The organism is Streptomyces sp. NPDC023723 (assembly GCF_040639815.1).
Classification (GTDB): domain Bacteria; phylum Actinomycetota; class Actinomycetes; order Streptomycetales; family Streptomycetaceae; genus Streptomyces.
This window is the reverse complement of the sequence record NZ_JBFAAP010000067.1, coordinates 14,061-35,086: the sequence shown is the minus strand read 5'-3', so window position 1 is coordinate 35,086 and position 21,026 is coordinate 14,061. Positions and strand designations below refer to the sequence as shown.

21 protein-coding genes and 1 pseudogene are annotated in these 21,026 nt (G+C 73.8%); 13 read left to right on the top strand and 9 right to left on the bottom strand.

The window, feature by feature from the left end; genetic code table 11:
- A pseudogene (locus AB0G32_RS36180) lies at nucleotides 1–458 on the bottom strand (hypothetical protein); the annotation flags it as partial.
- Nucleotides 455–892: an Rrf2 family transcriptional regulator gene (locus AB0G32_RS36175; protein ID WP_361173672.1), complete on the bottom strand. Its 438-nt coding sequence runs from the start codon at nucleotides 890–892 to the stop codon at nucleotides 455–457. The pseudogene AB0G32_RS36180 and the gene AB0G32_RS36175, both read right to left, overlap by 4 nt.
- Nucleotides 893–1,030: 138 nt before the next feature.
- Between AB0G32_RS36175 and AB0G32_RS36170 the strand changes: the two genes are divergently transcribed.
- Nucleotides 1,031–1,537: a cupin domain-containing protein gene (locus tag AB0G32_RS36170; protein ID WP_361173669.1), complete on the top strand. Its 507-nt coding sequence runs from the start codon at nucleotides 1,031–1,033 to the stop codon at nucleotides 1,535–1,537.
- 22 nt (nucleotides 1,538–1,559) lie between these two features.
- Here AB0G32_RS36170 and AB0G32_RS36165 read toward each other — a convergent pair whose 3' ends face one another.
- From AB0G32_RS36165 to paaI, 3 genes are all read right to left on the bottom strand, one after another.
- Entirely contained in the window at nucleotides 1,560–2,336 is a 777-nt protein-coding gene (locus tag AB0G32_RS36165) for an SDR family NAD(P)-dependent oxidoreductase (protein WP_361173666.1), read from the bottom strand.
- A 132-nt stretch (nucleotides 2,337–2,468) separates the two neighbouring features.
- Complete coding sequence (gene paaK / locus AB0G32_RS36160; protein ID WP_361173662.1) at nucleotides 2,469–3,827, bottom strand: phenylacetate--CoA ligase PaaK; 1,359 nt, start codon at nucleotides 3,825–3,827, stop codon at nucleotides 2,469–2,471.
- Complete coding sequence (paaI, locus tag AB0G32_RS36155; protein ID WP_361173659.1) at nucleotides 3,824–4,219, bottom strand: hydroxyphenylacetyl-CoA thioesterase PaaI; 396 nt, start codon at nucleotides 4,217–4,219, stop codon at nucleotides 3,824–3,826. Before paaI ends, paaK begins: the two co-directional genes overlap by 4 nt.
- 217 nt (nucleotides 4,220–4,436) lie before the next feature.
- Here paaI and paaA point away from each other — a divergent pair, with 217 nt between their 5' ends.
- From paaA to paaE, 5 genes are read left to right on the top strand one after another with little or no spacing between them, the layout of a single operon-like run.
- Nucleotides 4,437–5,384, top strand: a complete 948-nt coding sequence (gene paaA, locus AB0G32_RS36150) for a 1,2-phenylacetyl-CoA epoxidase subunit PaaA (RefSeq protein WP_361173656.1) — start codon at nucleotides 4,437–4,439, stop codon at nucleotides 5,382–5,384.
- Complete coding sequence (gene paaB, locus AB0G32_RS36145) at nucleotides 5,381–5,677, top strand: 1,2-phenylacetyl-CoA epoxidase subunit PaaB (protein ID WP_361173653.1); 297 nt, start codon at nucleotides 5,381–5,383, stop codon at nucleotides 5,675–5,677. Before paaA ends, paaB begins: the two co-directional genes overlap by 4 nt.
- Before the next feature lie 28 nt (nucleotides 5,678–5,705).
- Nucleotides 5,706–6,536, top strand: a complete 831-nt coding sequence (gene paaC, locus AB0G32_RS36140) for a 1,2-phenylacetyl-CoA epoxidase subunit PaaC (protein ID WP_361173650.1) — start codon at nucleotides 5,706–5,708, stop codon at nucleotides 6,534–6,536.
- A complete protein-coding gene (gene paaD / locus AB0G32_RS36135) occupies nucleotides 6,530–7,036 on the top strand; it encodes a 1,2-phenylacetyl-CoA epoxidase subunit PaaD (RefSeq protein ID WP_361173647.1) in 507 nt (168 codons plus the stop codon). Before paaC ends, paaD begins: the two co-directional genes overlap by 7 nt.
- Complete coding sequence (gene paaE / locus AB0G32_RS36130) at nucleotides 7,036–8,142, top strand: 1,2-phenylacetyl-CoA epoxidase subunit PaaE (RefSeq protein ID WP_361173644.1); 1,107 nt, start codon at nucleotides 7,036–7,038, stop codon at nucleotides 8,140–8,142. The genes paaD and paaE overlap by 1 nt, the downstream gene beginning before the upstream one ends.
- A 6-nt stretch (nucleotides 8,143–8,148) precedes the next feature.
- On the opposite strand, the gene AB0G32_RS36125 is transcribed toward paaE, so the two are convergent.
- On the bottom strand, nucleotides 8,149–8,754 hold the full coding sequence (locus AB0G32_RS36125) for an NAD(P)H-dependent oxidoreductase (protein WP_361173641.1): 606 nt from the start codon (nucleotides 8,752–8,754) through the stop codon (nucleotides 8,149–8,151).
- 143 nt (nucleotides 8,755–8,897) lie between these two features.
- On the opposite strand from AB0G32_RS36125, the gene AB0G32_RS36120 reads away from it, so the two are divergent.
- Nucleotides 8,898–12,284 (top strand): pyruvate carboxylase, encoded by a 3,387-nt coding sequence (locus AB0G32_RS36120; RefSeq protein ID WP_361173638.1) that lies wholly within the window; start codon nucleotides 8,898–8,900, stop codon nucleotides 12,282–12,284.
- On the opposite strand, the gene AB0G32_RS36115 is transcribed toward AB0G32_RS36120, so the two are convergent.
- Nucleotides 12,281–13,168 carry an NAD-dependent protein deacetylase gene (locus AB0G32_RS36115; protein WP_361173635.1) on the bottom strand — a complete coding sequence of 296 codons (888 nt, stop codon included), beginning with the start codon at nucleotides 13,166–13,168 and terminating at the stop codon, nucleotides 12,281–12,283. The genes AB0G32_RS36120 and AB0G32_RS36115 overlap by 4 nt on opposite strands.
- Nucleotides 13,169–13,203: 35 nt before the next feature.
- Nucleotides 13,204–13,575 carry a nuclear transport factor 2 family protein gene (locus AB0G32_RS36110; RefSeq protein ID WP_361173633.1) on the bottom strand — a complete coding sequence of 124 codons (372 nt, stop codon included), beginning with the start codon at nucleotides 13,573–13,575 and terminating at the stop codon, nucleotides 13,204–13,206.
- A 98-nt stretch (nucleotides 13,576–13,673) separates the two neighbouring features.
- Here AB0G32_RS36110 and AB0G32_RS36105 point away from each other — a divergent pair, with 98 nt between their 5' ends.
- The 6 genes from AB0G32_RS36105 (at nucleotide 13,674) to AB0G32_RS36080 (ending at nucleotide 19,725) form a co-directional block, all read left to right on the top strand.
- Nucleotides 13,674–14,570, top strand: coding sequence for a LysR substrate-binding domain-containing protein (locus AB0G32_RS36105; protein WP_361173630.1), 897 nt, complete (start codon nucleotides 13,674–13,676; stop codon nucleotides 14,568–14,570).
- Between the two features lie 664 nt (nucleotides 14,571–15,234).
- Nucleotides 15,235–16,977, top strand: a complete 1,743-nt coding sequence (locus AB0G32_RS36100; RefSeq protein ID WP_361173627.1) for an ATP-binding protein — start codon at nucleotides 15,235–15,237, stop codon at nucleotides 16,975–16,977.
- A gap of 109 nt (nucleotides 16,978–17,086) precedes the next feature.
- Nucleotides 17,087–17,506, top strand: coding sequence for a roadblock/LC7 domain-containing protein (locus tag AB0G32_RS36095; protein ID WP_361173678.1), 420 nt, complete (start codon nucleotides 17,087–17,089; stop codon nucleotides 17,504–17,506).
- On the top strand, nucleotides 17,503–17,862 hold the full coding sequence (locus AB0G32_RS36090; protein WP_361173624.1) for a DUF742 domain-containing protein: 360 nt from the start codon (nucleotides 17,503–17,505) through the stop codon (nucleotides 17,860–17,862). Before AB0G32_RS36095 ends, AB0G32_RS36090 begins: the two co-directional genes overlap by 4 nt.
- On the top strand, nucleotides 17,843–18,460 hold the full coding sequence (locus tag AB0G32_RS36085) for an ATP/GTP-binding protein (protein ID WP_361173621.1): 618 nt from the start codon (nucleotides 17,843–17,845) through the stop codon (nucleotides 18,458–18,460). The genes AB0G32_RS36090 and AB0G32_RS36085 overlap by 20 nt, the downstream gene beginning before the upstream one ends.
- Nucleotides 18,457–19,725, top strand: coding sequence for a cytochrome P450 (locus tag AB0G32_RS36080; RefSeq protein WP_361173618.1), 1,269 nt, complete (start codon nucleotides 18,457–18,459; stop codon nucleotides 19,723–19,725). The genes AB0G32_RS36085 and AB0G32_RS36080 overlap by 4 nt, the downstream gene beginning before the upstream one ends.
- A gap of 14 nt (nucleotides 19,726–19,739) precedes the next feature.
- Here AB0G32_RS36080 and AB0G32_RS36075 read toward each other — a convergent pair whose 3' ends face one another.
- Nucleotides 19,740–20,969, bottom strand: coding sequence for a cytochrome P450 (locus AB0G32_RS36075; RefSeq protein WP_361173615.1), 1,230 nt, complete (start codon nucleotides 20,967–20,969; stop codon nucleotides 19,740–19,742).
- Between the last annotated feature and the right edge of the window lie 57 nt (nucleotides 20,970–21,026).

The following is a 21,026-nucleotide window of genomic DNA, read 5'->3' as shown; positions in this document are numbered from 1 at the left end:
GCGGCCAGCCGGGCCAGGTCCAGGCCCGGCACGCCCCGGACGGCGGCGAGGGCCAGGCCGGGGGTGTCGGCCGGCTCCCCGAGCACGAACACGCTCTCCCGCAGCCGGCGCAGCACCCGGTCGGCCACCACGGCGCCCTGCCGGTCGGCCGCCCTCGCGACCAGCGAGGCGGGCCACGAGGACGCCGCCACCCGGCTCAGCCGGGCCGCGCGCGGCGCCCCGGTGTGGCCGCAGACCTCGGTCACGTACCGCGCGTACCAGGCGGTCTCGGCCGCGGCGTCGGGCGCCGGGTCGTCGTCGTGGTCGAAGAGCAGGCAGTAGGCCCGGCGCCAGCGGACCCGGCCCGCCAGCGCCGTGCGCAGCCGCCGGAAGACGGGCTCCGCACCCCAGGCCCAGGGGCACAACGGGTCGGTGTACTCCACCACTTCGACCGCCGGCCGCCCGGCCCCGGACGTCACGCCGCCCCCTCGGCGGCCGGCTCCCGGGGGTGCGCGCCGGCCGGCAGCAGCGCGGCGACGGTCGTGCCGCCCAGGACCGCCGCGGCGTCCGCCTCGATCCGGCGCCACACCCCGGGCAGCCCCGTCGCCGGCCCCGGATAGTCCAGGCCGCCCAGGTTCTCCCCGCGCAGGGTGAGCACCTCGCCGTCCACGGCGCGGGTGACGTCCAGGAGGGTGATCTCGTCGGCGGGACGGCCCAGCCAGTACCCGCCCTCGCAGCCCCGCTGACTGCGCACCAGCCCGGCCCGGCGCAACTCGCCCACCACGGACTTCAGGAACCGGAACGGGATCTGCTGGGCGGAGGCGATCGCCTCGCAGGTGAGGGGGCGCGCGGGTTCCCGGGCGAGCTCCAGCAGAGCGCGCGCCGCGTAGTCCGCCTTCGCGGAGATATGCATGCCGACATCATGCCCGAGCGAATCGGCCCCGGGTCCCGATCCCCTGCTGATGAGCCCACGTTGCGGCAACGTTGCCGCAGGTGAAGCGCAATGGACACCTCTTGACATCCTTTTCGGGCGCGGCCTAGCGTCCCGGTCATGAGCGAGCCGACCACGACCGCCGGTGAGGGCTTCCACCCGCATCTGCCCGAGACCCGCCAGGAGCCGGCGGCGCCGCTGCGCACCCGGCTGCACCACATCCGCGCCGGCGCCCTGGACGGCGACACCGCGCAGACCGGCGGCATGCGCCGGTTCGCCGCAGTCAGCGGGCAGACCGTCGGCTCGGAGAAGCTGTGGATGGGCCAGACCCACGTCGCCCCGGCGACCGCCTCCTCCGACCACCACCACGGCGAGTCGGAGACCGCCATCTACGTGGTCGGCGGCCACCCGGAGTTCGTCTTCCTCGACGACTCCGGCCCGCGGCCCGAGGAGGTACGGCTGCGCACCGGCCCCGGCGACTACGTCTTCGTCCCGCCGTTCGTGCCGCACCGCGAGGAGAACCCGGACCCGGCCGAGGAGGCCGTGGTGGTCATCGCGCGCAGCACCCAGGAGGCGATCGTCGTCAACCTGCCCGGGCTGCACGCGCTGCCCGCGCCGGACGCGTGACGCACCCCGCGCGGCCGGCCGGTCAGGACCGGTAGCGGCCGGCCAGCTCCACGCGCTGCCCGCCGAACGCCGCGAGGTCGGCGTCGAAGACCCGCTGGAGCAGGCCCGTGTCCTCGACACCCGGGGTGCAGACCGTCTCCCCGAGTTCCAGGCCGCGCAGTCCGGCGGTGACCACGTCCTCGGCGGACATGCGCGGCGCCGCGCTCAGGTCCAGGCCCTGCCGCTCGTGGAACTCGGTGGCCACCACGCCGGGGCACAGCACCTGCACCCTGACCCCGGTGCCGGCCAGCTCGGCGTGCAGCACCTGCGACATCGCGACCAGGTGGGCCAGGGCGCCGGCGTACACCGCGCGGCGCGGCAGCCGGGCGGCGGGCGCCGGGCCGCTGAACGCGATCATGCCGGCCACGTTGACGATCGCGCCCTCGCCCCGGGCCAGCATGCCCGGGACCGCCGCGCGCGTCAGCAGGGTGGGGGCGACCACCTTGACGTGGACCAGCTCCCGGGCCTTGTCGGCGGGCAGCTCGGCCAGCGGCATGTAGTGGGCCACGCCCGCGTTGTTGACGAGCATCGTCAGCGGCTCGCCGGCGCACACGGCGGCGACCGCGTCCACCCCTGCGTCGGTGGACAGATCGGCGACCAGCGGGCGGATCCGCACGTCGGGGAACTCGGCGGCGAGTGCCTCCAGACGGTCGGCGCGGCGGCCGACGGCCACCACGTCGTGGCCCTGGCCGGCCAGCCTGCGGGCGAAGGCCAGGCCGATGCCGGAGGAGGCGCCGGTGACCAGTGCGAGCTTGCTCATGACTGCTCCTGTACTGCGTAAGGGGTGGGCCGCGCCTGCCGGCGGGCGGCCGGTTCCACGGTGACCGACCCGCCCCGGGACAGCCACCGCCCCCGCCGTCCTGGTACCGGCGGTGCCAGGCCGGCCGGCCGCTCACTCCCGCCGCGGCTCCCGCACGTCCCGCAGGTCCCGCACCCTGCGCAGCTTGCCCACCGAGCGTTCCAGCGTCTCCGGGTCGACGACGTCGGCCTCGACCGTCACGCCGACCCCGTCCTTGACGTCCCTGACGATGGCCCGCGCCGCCGCCGCGCGCAGCTCCGGGGGCGTGTCCGCCCGGGCCTCCACCCGTACCGTCATGTGGTCCATCCGGCCCCGCCAGGTCAGCTCGACCTGGAAGTGCGGGGCGACGCCGGGGGTGCGCAGCACGATCTCCTCGATCTGGCTCGGGAAGACGTTCACCCCCCGCACGATGAGCATGTCGTCGCAGCGGCCGGTGATCTTCTCGATCCGCCGGAAGGCGGGCCGCGCCGTGCCCGGCAGCAGCCGGGTCAGGTCCCGGGTGCGGTACCGGACCACCGGCATCGCCTCCTTGGTGAGCGAGGTGAAGACCAGCTCGCCCGCCACGCCCTCGGGCAGCACCTCGTCCGTGAGCGGGTCGACGACCTCGGGGCGGACGTGGTCCTCCCACACGTGCAGCCCGTCCTTGGTCTCCACGCACTCCTGCGCGACCCCCGGCCCCATCACCTCGGACAGCCCGTATATGTCGACGGCGTGCAGGTCCATCCGCTCCTCGATCTCCCGCCGCATCGCCTCGGTCCAGGGCTCCGCGCCGAAGATCCCGATCCGCAGCGAGGTCGTGCGCGGATCAACCCCCTGCCGCTCGAACTCGTCGAGCAGCGTCAGCAGGTACGACGGCGTCACCATGATGATCTCGGGCCGGAAGTCCTGGATGATCCGCACCTGCCGGGCGGTCATGCCGCCGGACGCCGGGATCACCGTGCAGCCGGCCCGTTCGGCGCCGTAGTGCGCGCCGAGTCCGCCGGTGAACAGCCCGTAGCCGTAACTCACATGGACCTTGTGGCCCGCGCGGCCGCCCGCCGCCCGGATGGAGCGGGCGACGAGATCCGCCCACCTCGACAGGTCGCCCTCGGTGTATCCGACGACGGTGGGCCGGCCGGTGGTGCCGCTGGAGGCGTGCACGCGCCGTACGTCCGCCATCGGCACGGCGAACATGCCGAACGGATAGGAGTCCCGCAGATCCGCCTTGGTGGTGAACGGGAACCGGGCCAGGTCCGCCAGCGACCTGCAGTCCTCGGGCCGCACCCCGGCCGCGTCGAACTTCCGCCGGTACAGCTCGACCTGGTCGTAGGCGTGCCGCAGGGTGTGCCGCAGCCGGCGGAGCTGGAGATCCTCCAGCTCCGCGCGGGACATCCGCTCCGCGTCGTCCAGCAGGTCCGCCGGGAGCGGCTCGCCGAGCCGGGGGCGTCCGGTTCGCTGCCCGTCGCCGTTCATCGCGGCTCCCGCGTACTCGGGTCCGCGCCCCGGACGCTGCGACTGCGGCCGCGGAACTCCGCGATCACCGTCCCGTCGCGCGCCACGGTGACGTCGTAGATGCCGCTGCGGCCGAACCGGGTGCGCTCCTGGGCGGTGGCCAGCAGGACGTCGCCCTCGCGGGCGGGCGCCACGAAGGTGATGTCCGCCCCGGCCGCGACGGTCACCGGGCCGTGGCCGTTGCAGGCGCAGGCGAAGGCCGTGTCGGCGAGGAGGAAGAGGTATCCGCCGTGCGCCGTCCCGTGGCCGTTGACCATCGCCGGTGACACGGTCATGCGGAGCACGGCGGTCCCGTCGCCGTGCCGCAACAGCTCCATGCCGAGGTCCCGGGAGGCCCGGTCCGCGGCGAACATGCGCGCCACTTCCGTCACTGATCACGCCACCCTGTGTGCCGACCGAACATTCGGTTTTGCGCGGCACGGCCAAGTAATTCAAGCCGCCCCGCCGCCTGTCAAGAGCGGTGCCGCGCGCCTGACGGGGAAGCCGGAGCGCCCCAGTGGTTGCCGGAGGGCGGGGGTCTCTGCCTACTATGAACCGAACGATCGGTCGGTCGGGGTCAGGTGGTAGGGGATGACGTCAGGACTTCAGGAACGCTTCGAGGCGACGATCGAGCGGGACCAGCGGATCGAGCCACGGGACTGGATGCCGGAGGGCTATCGCAGCACGCTGATCCGGCAGATCGCGCAGCACGCCCACTCCGAGATCATCGGCATGCAGCCGGAGGGCGAGTGGATCACCCGGGCGCCGTCGCTGCGCCGCAAGGCGATCCTGTTCGCCAAGGTCCAGGACGAGGCCGGGCACGGCCTGTACCTGTACTCGGCGGCCGAGACCCTCGGCGCGGACCGCGCGGACCTCACCGAGCGGCTGATCGAGGGACGCCAGAAGTACTCGTCGATCTTCAACTACCCCACCCCGACCTTCGCCGACGTCGGGGTGATCGGCTGGTTCGTGGACGGCGCCGCGATCTGCAACCAGGTGCCGCTGTGCCGCAGTTCCTACGGGCCGTACGCCCGCGCGATGGTGCGCGTGTGCAAGGAGGAGTCCTTCCACCAGCGGCAGGGCTACGAACTGCTGATGACGATGATGCGCGGCACCGACGCCCAGCGCGAGATGGTCCAGGACGCGGTGAACCGCTGGTGGTGGCCGTCGCTGATGATGTTCGGCCCGCCCGACGACAACTCGCCCAACTCGGCCCGGTCGATGGCCTGGAAGATCAAGCGGCACAGCAACGACGAACTGCGGCAGCGCTTCGTCGACATGACCGTCCCCCAGGCCGCGAAGCTCGGCGTCAACCTTCCCGACCCGGAGCTGCGCTGGAACCCCGAGCGCGGCCGGTACGACTTCGGCACCCCCGACTGGGACGAACTGATGCGCGTGATCAAGGGCGACGGGCCGTGCAACGCCCAGCGCATGGAGCGGCGCCGCACCGCCCACGAGGAGGGCGCCTGGGTGCGCGAGGCCGCCCTCGCCCACGCGGCCAGGCAGACGGCCCGCACGGCGAAGGGAGCGGCGGCATGAGCGCCTCCGGCAAGCAGGACTGGCCGCTGTACGAGGTCTTCGTACGCGGCAAGCGCGGCCTAAACCACGTGCACGTCGGCTCGCTGCACGCCGCCGACGACCGGATGGCCCTCACCCACGCCCGCGACCTGTACACCCGGCGCAACGAGGGCGTCAGCATCTGGGTGGTGCGCAGCGCGCACATCACCGCCTCCACCCGCGACGAGAAGGACCCGTTCTTCGACCCGAGCGCGGACAAGGTGTACCGGCACCCCACCTTCTACGACATTCCCGACGACGTCCCGCACATCTGAGCTCAACGTCAGGAGCAAGGGCAGGACCATGAGCGACGACCACGTCTACCTCTCCCTCGCCGAGGAGCACGCGGACGACACCCGCTGGGCCTACGGCACCGGCTTCGAGGACCCCCTGCACGGCGTCGACAGCACCGTCCCCGACGGCGTCGACCGGGCGGAGCTGGCCGCGCTCTGCCTGGCCCTGGGCGACGACGCCCTGGTCTCGGCGCAGCGGCTGGCCGAGTGGACCACCCGCGCCCCCGAGCTGGAGGAGGAGATGGCGCTCGCCAACATCGGTCTCGACCTGCTCGGCCAGGCCCGGCTGCTGTACGCCCGCTGCGGCCAGGTGGACGGCACCGGCCGCACCGAGGACGCCTACGCCTACTTTCGCGGCCCGGCCGACTTCCGCAACGTCACGCTGGCCGAACTCCCCAACGGCGACTTCGCGTTCAGCGTCGCCCGGCTGCTGGTCCTCGCCACCTGGCGGCTGGCCCACTTCGAACGGCTGGCCGGCTCGCCCGACCCGGTGCTCGCCGCCGTCGCGGCCAAGGGCGCGAAGGAGCTGACGTACCACCGGCAGTACGCGGCCGAGTGGACCGTCCGGCTCGGCGACGGCACCGCGGAGTCCCATCGGCGGATGCGGGCCGGGCTCGGCGCGGTGGTCCCGTACCTCGGCGAGCTGTCCGCCGCGCACGACACCGGCCCGGCCGTCCGCGACACGCTGCGCCAGGTCACCGAGGCCGCCGGGCTGCCGCTGCCCGAACCGCCCGCGACGCCGGCCGGACCCGGCCGGGCCGGCACGCACACCGAGCACCTCGCCCCGCTGCTGGCGGAACTCCAGAGCGTGGCCCGCGCCCACCCGGGGGCGACATGGTGACCTCCCTCGGCCACGCCCGGCACCTCGCCGCGACGGTGCCCGACCCGGAGCTGCCCATGCTGACCCTCGCCGACCTCGGAGTGCTGCGCGAGGTGACCCTGACCGACGACGGCACGGTCGTCGCCGCCCTCACCCCGACCTACTCCGGCTGCCCGGCGCTGGCCGAGATGCGGGCCGGCGTGGCCGGCCGGCTCAAGGCGGCCGGCTACCCGAGGGTCGAGGTGCGCACGGTCCTCGACCCGCCCTGGACCACCGACTGGATCACCCCCGAGGGCCGCCGCAAACTCGCCGAGCACGGCATCGCCCCGCCCGGCCCCGCCCCCCGGCCCGGGTCCGTCCCGGTGCCACTGGTGCTGTCCGGCATCCGCCGCGCGGTGCCCTGCCCGCGCTGCGGCGCCGCCGACACGGAGGAGACCGCCCGCTTCGGCGCCACCTCCTGCAAGGCGCTGTGGCGCTGCCGCGCCTGCCGCGAGCCGTTCGAGCACTTCAAGGAGATCTGATGGCGGACCCGCTCGCCCCCGCCCCCGTCCCCGTGCGGCCCGGCCGCCGGCCCGTCTTCCACCCGCTGCGGGTGGCCGCGGTGGACCGGCTGTGCGAGGACGCCGCCGCCGTCGGCTTCGACGTCCCCGGCCACCTGAGGCAGGAGTTCGCGTTCGCGCCGGGCCAGTCCCTCACCCTGCGCCGCCGGGTCGGCGGACGCGACGAGCGGCGCTCGTACTCGATCTGCGCCCCGGCCGGCGCGCCGCCGCGGATCGGGGTGCGGGTGGTGCCCGGCGGACTGTTCTCCGCCTGGCTGGTGCACGAGGTCCGGCCCGGCGACACGGTCGAGGTGATGACCCCCACCGGCGCCTTCACCCCCGACCTCACCGCCCCCGCCCACCACGTCCTGGTCGCCGCGGGCTCCGGCATCACCCCGATGCTCTCCATCGCCGAGTCGGTGCTCGCCGCCGACGCCCGCTCCCGGGTCACCCTCTTCTACGGCAACCGCCGCACCGGCTCGGTGATGTTCGCCGACGAACTGGCCGACCTGAAGGACCTCCACCCGGACCGTTTCCAGCTGGCGCACGTCCTGTCCCGCGAACCCCGCGAGGCGGAACTGCTCTCCGGGCGGCTGGACGCCGACCGGCTGGCCGCGCTGGTCGACGCGCTGGTCGAGGTCGGCGAAGCCGGCCACTGGTGGCTGTGCGGCCCGCACGGCATGGTCCAGGACGCCCGGAAGACACTGGCCGGACTCGGCGTCCCCGCCGACCGCGTCCACCAGGAACTCTTCTACGCCGGCGAGGAACCGCCCGCGGCCGTGGACCGCGCCGAGCCGCGCCCCGGCGGACCGGTCAGCCAGGTCACCGTCGTCCTGGACGGCCGCTCCACCACCAGCGCGCTGCCGCGCGACAGCACCCTCCTCGACTCGGCCGCCCGGGTCCGCCCCGATCTGCCGTTCGCCTGCAAGGGCGGCGTCTGCGGCACCTGCCGGGCCCGGATCACCGACGGCACGGCCGACATGCGCCGCAACTACGCGCTGGAACCGGCGGAGGTCGCCGCGGGCTACGTCCTGACCTGCCAGTCGTATCCCGTCTCGGGCACCCTCACCGTCGACTACGACAGCTGACCGGCTTCAGGACGGTGGGGCCGGCAGCGGCAGCGCGGCCAGGGCGCGGGCCGCGTGCACCAGGTTGGACGCCATGGCCCGGCCGGTCGACACCGACCAGTCGTGGCCGCGGTCGTCGTCGAGGAAGTCGGGGCCGGGCCCGGGACCGAGGTGCCAGTACGTCCACGCCTGGCCGGGGACGGTGTAGCCGATGTCGACCAGGGCGCCGTTGATCTCGCTGATGACGTGGTGGGCGCCGTCCTCGTTGCCGGTGACGACCACCCCGGCCACCCGGTTGTAGGCGACCGGCCGCCGCTCGTCGTCGGTCTCGCTGAGCATGGCGTCCATCCGCTCCAGCACCCGCTGGGCGACCGAGGACGGCCGGCCCAGCCAGGTCGGGGAGGCGATGACCAGGATCTCGGCCGCGAGGAGCTTGTCGTGCACGGCGGGCCAGTCGTCGCCGGCTCCCATGTCGGTCTCCACGCCGGGCCGCAGGTCCAGGTCGACGGCCCGGACGGTGTCCACCGTGACGCCGTGCCCCTGCAGCGAGCTGATGACGGTGTCGGCGAGGGCCTGCGTGTTCGACGGCTCCGGAGCGGGTTTGAGAGTGCAGTTGATGACGAGTGCGCGCATGCCTGACGCGTTCCCCCGACGGGCCGGCACAGACCGGCCGCCGCGCGCCCCTCACCCGCCCGGCGAGTGGCCCGCCTCACATGGCGTAACCGGGGTGCCGCCGCCACGATGGTCTCGTCACGGGCCGGCTGAAGGGATCGACAATGTTCCGCAAGGTGCTGGTCGCCAACCGCGGGGAGATCGCCATCCGCGCGTTCCGCGCGGGCTACGAACTCGGTGCGCGGACGGTCGCCGTCTTCCCGCACGAGGACCGGGGCTCCCTGCACCGGCTGAAGGCCGACGAGGCCTACCAGATCGGCGAGCCGGGACACCCGGTACGGGCCTACCTCTCCGTCGAGGAGATCGTCCGCGCGGCCCGCGACGCGGGCGCCGACGCCGTCTACCCGGGCTACGGATTCCTCTCCGAGAATTCCGACCTGGCCCGCGCCTGCGAGCAGGCGGGCATCATCTTCGTCGGACCGGGCGCCGACATCCTGGAACTGACCGGCAACAAGGCCCGCGCGGTGGCCGCCGCCCGGGAGGCCGGCGTCCCCGTCCTCGCCTCCTCGGCCCCCGCCACCGACGTGGACACGCTGGTCCGCGCCGCCGACGACGTCGGCTTCCCCGTCTTCGTCAAGGCGGTCGCGGGCGGCGGCGGGCGCGGCATGCGCCGCGTCGAGGACCCCGCGCGGCTGCGCGAGGCGATCGAGGCGGCGTCCCGGGAGGCCGCCTCCGCGTTCGGTGACGCCACCGTGTTCCTGGAGAAGGCGGTGGTCGAACCCCGCCACATCGAGGTGCAGATCCTCGCCGACGGCCAAGGTGACGTGATCCACCTCTACGAGCGCGACTGCTCGGTCCAGCGCCGCCACCAGAAGGTCGTCGAACTCGCCCCCGCGCCCAACCTCGACCCCGATCTGCGCGACCGGATCTGCGCCGACGCCGTCCGCTTCGCCCGCCGGATCGGCTACCGCAACGCCGGCACCGTGGAGTTCCTCCTGGACCGCGACGGCAACCACGTCTTCATCGAGATGAACCCGCGAATCCAGGTCGAGCACACGGTCACCGAGGAGGTCACCGACGTCGACCTGGTGCAGGCCCAGATGCGCATCGCGGCCGGCGAGACCCTCGCCGACCTCGGCCTCTCCCAGGACACGGTGACGCTGCGCGGCGCCGCCCTCCAGTGCCGGATCACCACCGAGGACCCGGCCAACGGCTTCCGCCCGGACACCGGCCTGATCAGCGCCTACCGCTCACCCGGCGGCTCCGGCATCCGCCTCGACGGCGGCACCACCCACGCCGGTACGGAGATCAGCGCCCACTTCGACTCGATGCTGGTCAAACTCACCTGCCGGGGCCGGGACTTCGCCACCGCGGTGGGCCGGGCCCGGCGCGCGGTGGCCGAGTTCCGCATCCGCGGCGTGGCCACCAACATCCCCTTCCTCCAGGCCGTCCTGGACGACCCCGACTTCCGGGCCGGCCGGGTCACCACCTCCTTCATCGAGCGGCGCCCGCACCTGCTGACCTCCCGGCACTCCGCCGACCGCGGCACCAAACTGCTCACCTACCTCGCCGACGTCACGGTCAACAGACCGCACGGCGAACGCCCCGCCCTGATCGACCCGCTGACCAAACTCCCGCCGCTGCCCGCGGGCGAACCCCCGTCCGGCTCGCGCCAGTCGCTCACGGCCCTCGGCCCCGAAGGCTTCGCCCGCCGGCTGCGCCGGTCACCGACCCTCGGCGTCACCGACACCACCTTCCGCGACGCCCACCAGTCGCTGCTGGCCACCCGGGTGCGTACCAAGGACCTGCTCGCCGTCGCCCCCGTGGTGGCCCGCACCCTGCCCGGACTGCTCTCCCTGGAGTGCTGGGGCGGCGCCACCTACGACGTCGCCCTGCGCTTCCTCGCCGAGGACCCCTGGGAGCGGCTGGCGGCGCTGCGCGAGGCGGTGCCCAACATCTGCCTCCAGATGCTGCTGCGCGGCCGCAACACCGTGGGCTACACCCCGTATCCGACCGAGGTCACCGACGCCTTCGTCGCGGAGGCCGCCGCCACCGGCATCGACATCTTCCGCGTCTTCGACGCCCTCAACGACGTGGACCAGATGCGGCCCGCGATCGACGCCGTACGCGCCACCGGCACGGCCGTCGCCGAGGTCGCCCTGTGCTACACCGCCGACCTCTGCGACCCCGCCGAGCGGCTCTACACCCTCGACTACTACCTGCGCCTCGCCGAGCAGATCGTCGCCGCCGGCGCACACGTCCTGGCCGTCAAGGACATGGCGGGCCTGCTGCGCGCGCCCGCCGCCGAGCGACTGGTCACCGCGCTGCGCCGCGAGTTCGACCTGCCGGTGCACCTGCACACCCACGACACCGCGGGCGGCCAGCTCGCCACCTACCTGGCCGCCGTACGGGCCGGCGCGGACGCGGTGGACGGCGCCGTGGCCTCGATGGCGGGCACCACCTCGCAGCCGTCGCTGACCGCGATCGTCGCCGCCACCGACCATTCCGAGCGCCCCACCGGCCTGGACCTGAAGGCCGTCGGCGACCTGGAACCGTACTGGGAGAGCGTCCGCAAGGTGTACGCGCCCTTCGAGGCCGGCCTGGCCGCGCCGACCGGCCGGGTCTACCACCACGAGATCCCCGGCGGCCAGCTCTCCAACCTGCGCACCCAGGCCATCGCCCTCGGCCTCGGCGACCGCTTCGAGGACATCGAGGCGATGTACGCCGCCGCCGACCGGATGCTCGGCCGCCTGGTCAAGGTCACCCCGTCCTCCAAGGTGGTCGGCGACCTGGCCCTGCACCTGGTCGGCGCCGGGGTCGCGCCCGAGGACTTCGAGGCCGCGCCCGACCGCTACGACATCCCCGACTCCGTCATCGGCTTCCTCCGCGGCGACCTGGGCACCCCGCCCGGCGGCTGGCCCGAACCCTTCCGCGGCAAGGCGCTGCGCGGCCGGGCCGAGGCACCGCCGGTCCCGGAGCTGACCGCCGAGGACCGCGAGTGCCTCGCCAAGGACCCCCGCGCCACCCTCAACCGGCTGCTGTTCCCCGGCCCGGCCCGCGCCTTCGACACCCACCGGGGGACCTACGGCGACACCGGCGTCCTGGACAGCAAGGACTTCTTCTACGGACTGCGGCCGGGCACCGAGTACACCGTCGACCTCGAACCAGGGGTGCGGCTGCTCATCGAACTCCAGGCGGTCGGCGAGCCCGACGAGCGGGGCATGCGCACCGTGCTGGCCGGTCTCAACGGGCAGCTGCGGCCGATCCAGGTCAGGGACCGGGCGGCGGCCGCCGACGTCCCGGTGACCGAGAAGGCCGACCGGAGCGACCCCGGGCAGGTCGCGGCGCCGTTCGCGGGCGTGGTGACCCTCGCGGTCGCCGAGGGCGACGAGGTGGCGGCCGGGGCGACGGTGGCCACCATCGAGGCGATGAAGATGGAGGCGGCCATCACCGCGCCCCGGGCCGGCACGGTGACCAGGCTGGCCGTCCACCGCGTACAGCAGGTCGAGGGCGGTGACCTGCTGGTCCGGCTGGGCCCGGAGCGGCCCTAGGCGTCGACGGGGACGCCGAGCCGGTCCGCCACGTCGGTCAGGGCCGCGCCCAGCGGGAGCGCGACCCGGGTGACGGCGTGCCGGTCGCCCCGGGTCGGGTCCCGGTTGACGATCAGCACCGGTGTGCCCGCCCCGGCCGCCTGCCGGACGAACCGCAGCCCGGACATCACCGTCAGCGAGGAGCCCAGCACCAGCAGGGTGGCCGCCGCCCGGACCAGCGACCGGCAGTGCTCGACCCGCTCGGGCGGCACCGCCTCCCCGAAGAACACCACGTCCGGTTTGAGCACGCCGCCGCAGACCAGGCAGGGCACCACCCGGAAGTCCCCGACCTGGTCGTCGGTGAGGTCGGCGTCCCCGTCCGGGTTGATGTGCGCGGCCACCGGCGCGAAGCCGGGATTGGCCTCGGTCAGCCGCCGGGCCAGCTCCCGGCGCGCGCTGCGCGCGCCGCAGGACAGACAGACCACCCGGTCCAGGCTGCCGTGCAGTTCCACGACGCCCTCACTGCCGGCGGCCTGGTGCAGACCGTCGACGTTCTGCGTGATCACACCGGAGAGCAGACCCCGCCGCCCGAACGCGACCACCGCCCGGTGACCGGCGTTCGGGCGGGCCCGGCCGAAGGTGCGCCAGCCGAGGTGACTGCGCGCCCAGTACCGGCGCCGGGCCTGCGGGTCGCCGGTGAAGTCCTGGTACGTCATCGGCGTGTGCCGGCTCAGGCTGCCGCCCTCGCCCCGGTAGTCGGGGATGCCCGACTCGGTGGAGAGGCCGGCCCCGCTGAGCACCAGCACCCGGCCGGCCCCCAGCGCGTCGGCGACCGGCGCCGGGTCCGTGCTGCCCGGCGGCAGATCCTCGGTGGGGGTCCAGCTCAGGGTGGGGCGCATCCGCATGCCGCAAGGGTACGAAACCGGCGCGAGGACGCGGCTCAGCGGCCGGGCGGGACGAACTCAGGCTGGTCGAGCAGCCGCAGCCAGCTCCCGTCCGGCTGCCGCCGCACGACCTGGGCGCGGGCTCCGGTGCCGTCCCTCGGTGGCGTGGCGGTCAGCGCGATGTCACCGCCGGTGCCGACCAGGGTCGGCAGCGGCGGCTCCGGCTCGAACCGGGGCCGGCCGGACAGCACCTTCTCCCACAGCGCCCGGATCGCCTCCCGGCCCACGGTCACCCGACCGGGCGGGTAGGCCAGCACGGCGTCCTCCTCGTAGAGCGCGGCGACGCCGGCGGCGTCCCCGGCGTTGGACCGCTCGACGAACAGCCGGGTGATGTCCTCGGGCCGCATGGCCTTCTCGTACTCCGGCACGGCTTCCTCCTGACGTGGGTTCCTGTGCCGTCCAGCCTGGCCGGGGCGCCGACCAGAAGTCCAACAGATGGTTCTGCTGGAAACTAGAATCAGGGCTTATGGAATTGAGGCAGCTGGAGTACTTCGTCGCGGTCGCCGAGGAGCGCAACTTCACCCGGGCCGCCGAGCGCGTGCACATCAGCCAGTCCGGGGTCAGCGCCCAGATCCGCCAACTGGAACGGGAACTCGGCGCCGAGCTGTTCGACCGGTCGGCGCGCACCGTCGCCCTCACCGTCGCCGGGAAGGCGGCACTGCGACACGCGCGCGCCGCCCTCGCCGCGGCCGGGGCGGTCGGCCGGGCGGTGGCGGAGGTGACCGGTCTGATCCGGGGCCGGCTGACGGTCGGCATGGTCGTCGGCTGCACCCTCACCCCGCTGTTCGACGCGCTCGCCGCGTTCCACGGGGCGCATCCCGGGGTGGAGATCGCACTGCTGGAGGACAACTCCGACCGGCTCCTCGCCGGGGTCCGCGACGGCACCCTCGACGTGGCGCTCGTCGGCACCGCGACCGCCGCCCCCGAGGGACTGGAAGCCCTGACGATAGTCAGTGAGCGGCTCGTCGCGGCGGTCCCGGCCGGGCACCCGCTCGCGCGGCGGCGCCGGATCACGCTGGCCGACCTGGTCGCCCACCCGCTGGTGTGCATGCCGCCCGGCACCGGTCTGCGCACCGCGTTCGACCGGGCCTGCGCCGCGCACGGCCTGCGGTCCTCGATCGCCCTGGAGGCGGGCGCCGCCGACGCCGTGGCCGGGCTCGCCGCCCGGGGCCTGGGCGTCGCCGTCCTGAGCGAGTCGATGGCGGCCGGCCACCGCGACCGGCTGACCGCCCGCGCCGTCGAGGACCTGGCGACCCCGGCACTGCTCGCCCTGGTCTGGCGGAGCGGACCCGATCCGGCGGTGCGCGAACTGCTCGTCCACGGCCGACGCGCCTTCGCGGGGCCGGGGGCCGCGGGGGAGTAGGGCGGGTCCCTCGACCACGGCGCCCCGGCGGGGGCGCGGGGAACCGCGCGACCAGCCGCAGCGCACCCGCGGGCGCCCTCCGCACGGACACGCCCCCGGCGAGTGTCCCGCGTCGTCACAACCGCCGGCGTTGGCCGTGCGGGAGTTCGCCGAGGGTGGGGAAGGACGTGTCGCCGTGCGCGTCGTGGCATGCCGTCAGGTCTGGTTTCGGCCACCGGTGTCGGGCCGTCGCGGCGGGAAGCCGCCCGCGCATCGCATGAATGTGCGATCGAGGTGTGGAGATCCTGGGGTGATCGGACCTCGCGACCGCCGGGAGTTGGCTGAAAAGTGCTCACCTGTTCGTGGTTCTGATGTTCTGAAGAAACGGTCATTCTCGCGCCGGTTCCTCGAACGCCCGACCGTCCAGGCCGCTGAACAGCCAGGTCCTGCCCGGAGATTGATCAGTCGCGCACTACCACGGCACCCTGAGCCGACCGCACCTTCGGGCCGAAATCGGATGCTGGGCGGAGTGTGCGGATAGTCAGATCTCGGAGCGCGGCCGGGTGACTAGCATGACCCCGTACCTGGTCCGGAAGATCGCCGTCCCCTTGGTGTCCGCTTCCTGATCCGTGACCGTCGTGTGTCGGTCGACCGTCTCCTGCTCTCCATCCCGAGGGACCGCGGAATGTCAGTGCCTGCACCATCCAGCCAGCGCCGGTCGGCGAACGCCCCCCGAGCCGTTCCGGTCGTGCCCGCGGTCGTCCTGGTGGTGAGCGCGGCGGCGGCCGGCGCGGCCGTCGCCACGGCCCCGGCCGGGGCCCGCACCTGGGCGCTGGCCGCGCTGCTCGGCGCCTGGCTCTGCCTGGCCGGCACGGTCGTGGTCAGCACCCTGTCGATCCGGCGCGCCCGCCGGTCGACCCTGCGGCAGGGCGACGACGTCACCCAGGCCCGGGCCCAGCTCGCGCAGCTCGCCGCCGAGTGCGCGCACCTGGTCAGCGTCACCCTGCCCGCCGTCGCCAAGCGGCTGCGGGACGGCACCGGCGTCGAAGAGGCCCTGGCCCACGTGACGCAGCCGTCCGACCCGCAACTGCGCCAGCTCGCCCACACCTTCACCGCCGAGATCGAGGAGGCCGTCCGGCTCGCCGTCGCCTACGACGTCGAACGGCGCCAGTCGGCCGAGGAACTGGGCCGGATCGCCGCCGAAGTGCGCTGGCTCACCGACCGCGCGCTGCCCACGGCGGTGGCCAGACTCCGCGACGGGCACTCCGCCGACACCGTGATAGGTGAGCTGGACTGGCCGCGCGAGGTCTCGCTGCGCGCACCTGCTGAATCGTTCGTCCGGGAACTCGCGCACAGCGAGCGCCGGGCCGCCGCCGCCCAGGCCGCCTCCGCGAAGGCCCTGAGCCGGGTGCAGGCCAAGGCGGTCAGCATGCTCGCCGACCTGCGCGAGATGCAGGACCGGCACGGCGAGGAGGTCTTCGGCGACCTGCTGAAGCTGGACCACAGCACCTCGCAGCTCGGCCTGATGACCGACCGGCTGGCGCTGCTCATGGGCGGCCGGTCCAGCCGCGCCTGGAACAAGCCCATCGTGATGGAGTCCATCCTGCGCGGCGCGGTCGGCCGGATCGCCGCCTACCAGCGGGTGCGCCTGCACTGCTCGACCGGGGCCGCCGTCACCGGGTTCGCCGCCGAGGGCGTGATGCACCTGCTGGCCGAACTGATGGACAACGCCGCCAACTTCTCGCCGCCGATCGACGAGGTCAACGTCTACGTCGAGGAGCGCAGCGCCGGCATCGTCGTCACCATCGAGGACAGCGGCCTGAAGATGGCCACCGCGGCCATGCGCCGCGCCGAGGAGTCGGTGGCCGGACGCATGACCGACCTCGCCTCCCTCCAGGGCACCCGGCTCGGCCTCGCGGTCGTGGGACGACTCGCCGTCAAGTACGGCATCAGCGTCAACTACCGCCCCTCCTCCCGCGGCGGCACCGGCGTCGTCATCCTGCTGCCCCGCCAGCTCCTCGCCCAGCAGCGCGAACCCGCCCCGGCGGGCGCCACCCCGCGCCGCCCCGCCGCCCCGGCGCCGGCCCCGGCACCCGCCGTGGCGCCGCCCGTGCCCGCGCCCGCGGCCCCGGCGCCCGCCGCGCCCCTCGCCCCCGCCGTCGGCCTCCCCGGGCCCGCCGAGGCACCCGACAACACGCCGAACGGACTGCCCGTGCGCACCCCCGGCCGCACCATGGCGGAGGCCGAACGCGAGCGGGAGCAGCGCCGCGGCGAGGACAGCACCGAGGACGGCACGGCAGGCCCGGAGCGCCCCGCCGTACGCGACGCCGGCTCCCGCTTCGGAGCCTTCCACCGGGCCCGCCGCTCGGGCCGGGACAGCGCCGGTCCGGCCGGCCACCCGGAGCCCGGGCCGCCCGCCGCCCCGTAGCGCCCGCCGGGCCCCGGCCCCCTTTACTTCCCGCTTGAGTTTGAGTACGTGAGATTGGAGGAACGGGCCGGTGACCGGTCAGCCGGGCACCCACCGTCCCATCACCACCATGCAGACCACCGACAACAGCCTCACCTGGCTTCTGCAGAACCTTCTGGAGCGCACCCCGGGCACCCGGCACGCCCTCGTCCTGTCCCGGGACGGGCTGAAGCTGTGCTGGTCCGACCACCTCTCCCTGGACCGCGCGGACCAGTTGGCGGCGATCTGCTCGGGCATCCAGGCGCTCGCCCAGGGCGCCTCCGTGGAGTTCGGCGACGGCACCGGGGGAGTGCGCCACTCCATGACCGAGTTCCACGGCGGCCTGCTCTTCATCGTCGAGGCCGGCGAGGGCGCCCACCTCGCGGTCGTCGCCGAGGAGAACGCCGACCCCGGCGTGGTGGGCCACCAGATGACCGAACTGGTCGAGCAGATCGGCGAGCATCTGCGGGCCGAGCCCCGCCAGCCGCTGCCAGGGGGTGCCGGCCAGTGACGCCCCGCAAACCCGTGGACACCGGCGACCCCGACCGGCTCTACACGGTCACCGGCGGCCGCAGCCGCGCCGACGACGACTTCGACCTGGTCACCCTGGTGGTCCGGGAGAGCGAGGCGTCGCCGGGGATGCAGTCGGAGCACGTCCGCATCCTGGACATGTGCCGGCACCCGACCGCCGTGGTCGAGGTCGCCGCGGAACTGAGGCTGCCGATCACGGTGGTGCGCATCCTGCTCGGCGACCTCCTCGCCATGGGCCGGATCACCGCCCGGCACCCGCGCGCGGCCGAGTCCGTCGCCTCGCTCCCCGACTCCGCCCTTCTCAAGGAGGTGCTCCATGGGCTCCGTAACCTCTGACCTGCCCGCCGGCCGTACGCCCCTGGCCGACGCGGCGGAGACCGGCCTGAAGATAGTGATCGTGGGCGGGTTCGGGGTCGGCAAGACCACCCTGGTCCGCTCGGTCAGCGAGATCCGCCCCCTCAACACCGAGGAGGTGATGACCCAGGCCGGCGTCGGCGTCGACGAGACCAGCGGCGTGGCCGGCAAGACCACCACCACGGTCGCCTTCGACTTCGGCCGGATCAGCCTCAACGAGCGCATGGTGCTCTACTTGTTCGGCGCGCCCGGCCAGGAGCGCTTCTGGTTCCTGTGGGACCGGCTGTTCTCCGGCACCCTCGGCGCGGTGGTGCTGGTCGACACCCGCCGTATGAACGACTCCTGGTACGCCATCGACCGGCTGGAACACCACAAGATGCCGTTCGTGGTGGCCGTCAACCGGTTCGACGACGCCGCCTGCGGACACTCCCTGGAGGAGATCCGCCAGGCGCTCGCGCTGCCGGCGCACGTACCGCTGATCGAGTGCGACGCCCGGGTCAGACGGTCCGGCAAAGACGTGCTGATCACCCTCGTGGACCACCTGTACGACCTCGCCATGGCCCGGGAGACGACACCGTGACCGAGACCGGATCCGCCACCCCCGAGGGGCCGCCGCCGGGCTGCCCCGCCCACGCCCACGGCGGCGCGCTGCGCATGTCGGGTCTGGAGTACCAGCAGACGCCGTCGCAGCTGTACCGGTCGCTGCGCCGGGAGCACGGCGCGGTGGCACCGGTGCTCCTGGACGGGGACATCCCCGCCTGGCTGGTCCTCGGCTACTCCGAGCTGAGCTATGTGACCGGCCACGACGAGCTGTTCGCACGGGACTGCCGGCGCTGGAACCAGTGGCCCAACATCCCGCCGGACTGGCCGCTGATGCCGTTCGTCGGCTACCAGCCCTCCGTGCTGTTCACCGAGGGCGAGGAGCACCAGCGGCGGGCCGGGGTCATCACCGAGGCACTGGAGGGCGTCGACCAGTTCGAACTGGCCCGGGAGTGCCGGCAGATCGCTGACGGCCTCATCGCCGCCTTCGCGGGCAGCGGCGACGCCGAGCTGATGAGTTCCTACGCGCACGCCCTGCCGATGCGCGCGGTGGTCCAGATGTGCGGCATGCCGCACACCGGCACCGACACCCAGCAGCTCGTGGACGACCTGCGGATCTCCCTGGACGCGGCCGAGGGCGACGACCCGGTGGCCGCCTACGGGCGGGTGGGCGAGCGGATCGCGCAGCTGGTGAAGGAGAAGCGGGAGCGGCCCGGCCCGGACGTCACCTCCCGGATGCTGCTGCACCCGGCCGGGCTGAGTGACGAGGAGATCGTGCAGGACCTGATCTCCATCATCGCCGCCGCCCAGCAGCCCACGGCCAACTGGATCTGCAACACCCTGAGGCTGCTGCTCACCGACGAGCGGTTCGCCCTCAACGTCTCCGGCGGCCGGCTCAGCGTCGGCGAGGCGCTCAACGAGGTGCTGTGGCTGGACACGCCGACGCAGAACTTCATCGGCCGCTGGGCGGTGCGCGACACCCAGCTCGGCGGGCGGCTGATCCGGGCCGGCGACTGCGTGGTGCTGGGCATCGCCGCCGCCAACACCGATCCGCAGATCTGGCCGGAGTCGCACGTCGGCGCCGAGAACTCCGCGCACCTTTCGTTCAGCAACGGCGAGCACCGCTGCCCCTACCCGGCGCCGCTGCTCGCGGACGTCATGGCACGGACGGCGGTGGAGACGCTGCTGGAACGGCTGCCGGACCTGGTCCTGGCGGTCGAGCCGGAGGAGCTGACCTGGCGGGACTCGATCTGGATGCGGGGGCTGACAGCCCTTCCGGTGCGGTTCACGCCGGTCGTGCAGTAGCCCCCGTAGGGTCCTCAGACGGCGGCGGCCGGGGTGAACCGCACCGGGACCGACTGCGGGCCCCGGGTGAACACGCCCTGCTCGACGGGGTCATAGCCGTCGGCGAGCCGTACGTCGGGCATGGCGTCCAGGAGCTGGTTGACGCCGGTCTCCACCTCGGCCTTGGCCAGCAGGGCGCCGACGCAGAAGTGCCGGCCCAGCGCGAAGGCGAGGTGGTCGGCGGCGGCGGAGAACGCGGTCGTGGTGGTCAGGTCGTCGCGGAACAGGTCGAAGCGGTCCGGGTCCCGGTAGCGGGAGCCGTCCCGGTTGGCCGCGCCGATCAGACAGGTGACGGTGGCGCCCGCCGGGACGGTGCCGCCGGTCAGCTCCACCTCGGTGGCCGTCTGCCGCATGATCATCTGGACCGGGGGCGTGAACCGCAGCGTCTCGGCGAAGGCCCGCGCGATCAGCGAGCGGTCCGCGCGGACCGCCGCGAGCTGCTCGGGGTTGAGCAGCAGGTTGACGAAGATGCTTGCTATCGCCTTGTCGGTGGTCTCCCCGCCGGCCGCGAGCAGCAGCGAGCAGAACGCCTTGATGTCCTCGTCGCTCATCCGCACGCCGTCCACCTCGGCGGCGCACAGCGTGGACAGCAGGTCGTCGCCCAGGTTGTCGCGGCGCTGCCGGATGATCGGCAGCATGTAGTCGGCGAACTCGGCGCGGGTGCGCTCGCCGGCCGCGGCCACCTCCTGGTCGCCGGAGAGGTTGCCGAGGAAGGCGATGACCGCGGTGTACCAGCGGTGGAACTGCGCGTGGTCGGCCTTGTCCAGGCCGAGCATGTCGGCGATCACGTTGACCGGGAAGCGGGTGGCGTAGTCGCTGACCAGGTCGGCGGCGCCGGTGTGCCGGAAGCCGTCGATGAGTTCGCGCGAGTTGCGCTCGATGACCGGCAGGAACTTGTCCTTGAGGTCGCCGCCGCGGAAGGCCGGCGCGACCAGGGCCCGGCGCACGGCGTGTTCCCGGCCGCTGAGCTGGAGGATGGTCCTGCCGTGCACCGGTTCGAGCTGCCAGTCGTAGTTGTCGGTGGTGAACTGGCCGGCCTTGTCCTTGAAGACGCGCTCGACGTCCTCGTAGCGGGAGACGATGTAGCTCTGGGTGGCCTCGTGCCAGATGAGGGGCGCGCTCTCGCGCATCACGCGGTAGGCGGGGTAGGGGTCCGCCGCGAACTCTGGTGAGAGAATGTCGGGGACCTGCTGAGCCGTGGACATGGGGCTCCCTGGGGGCGGTAACGGGCGTACGCCCCAAGGCTATTGATCAACTCCCGG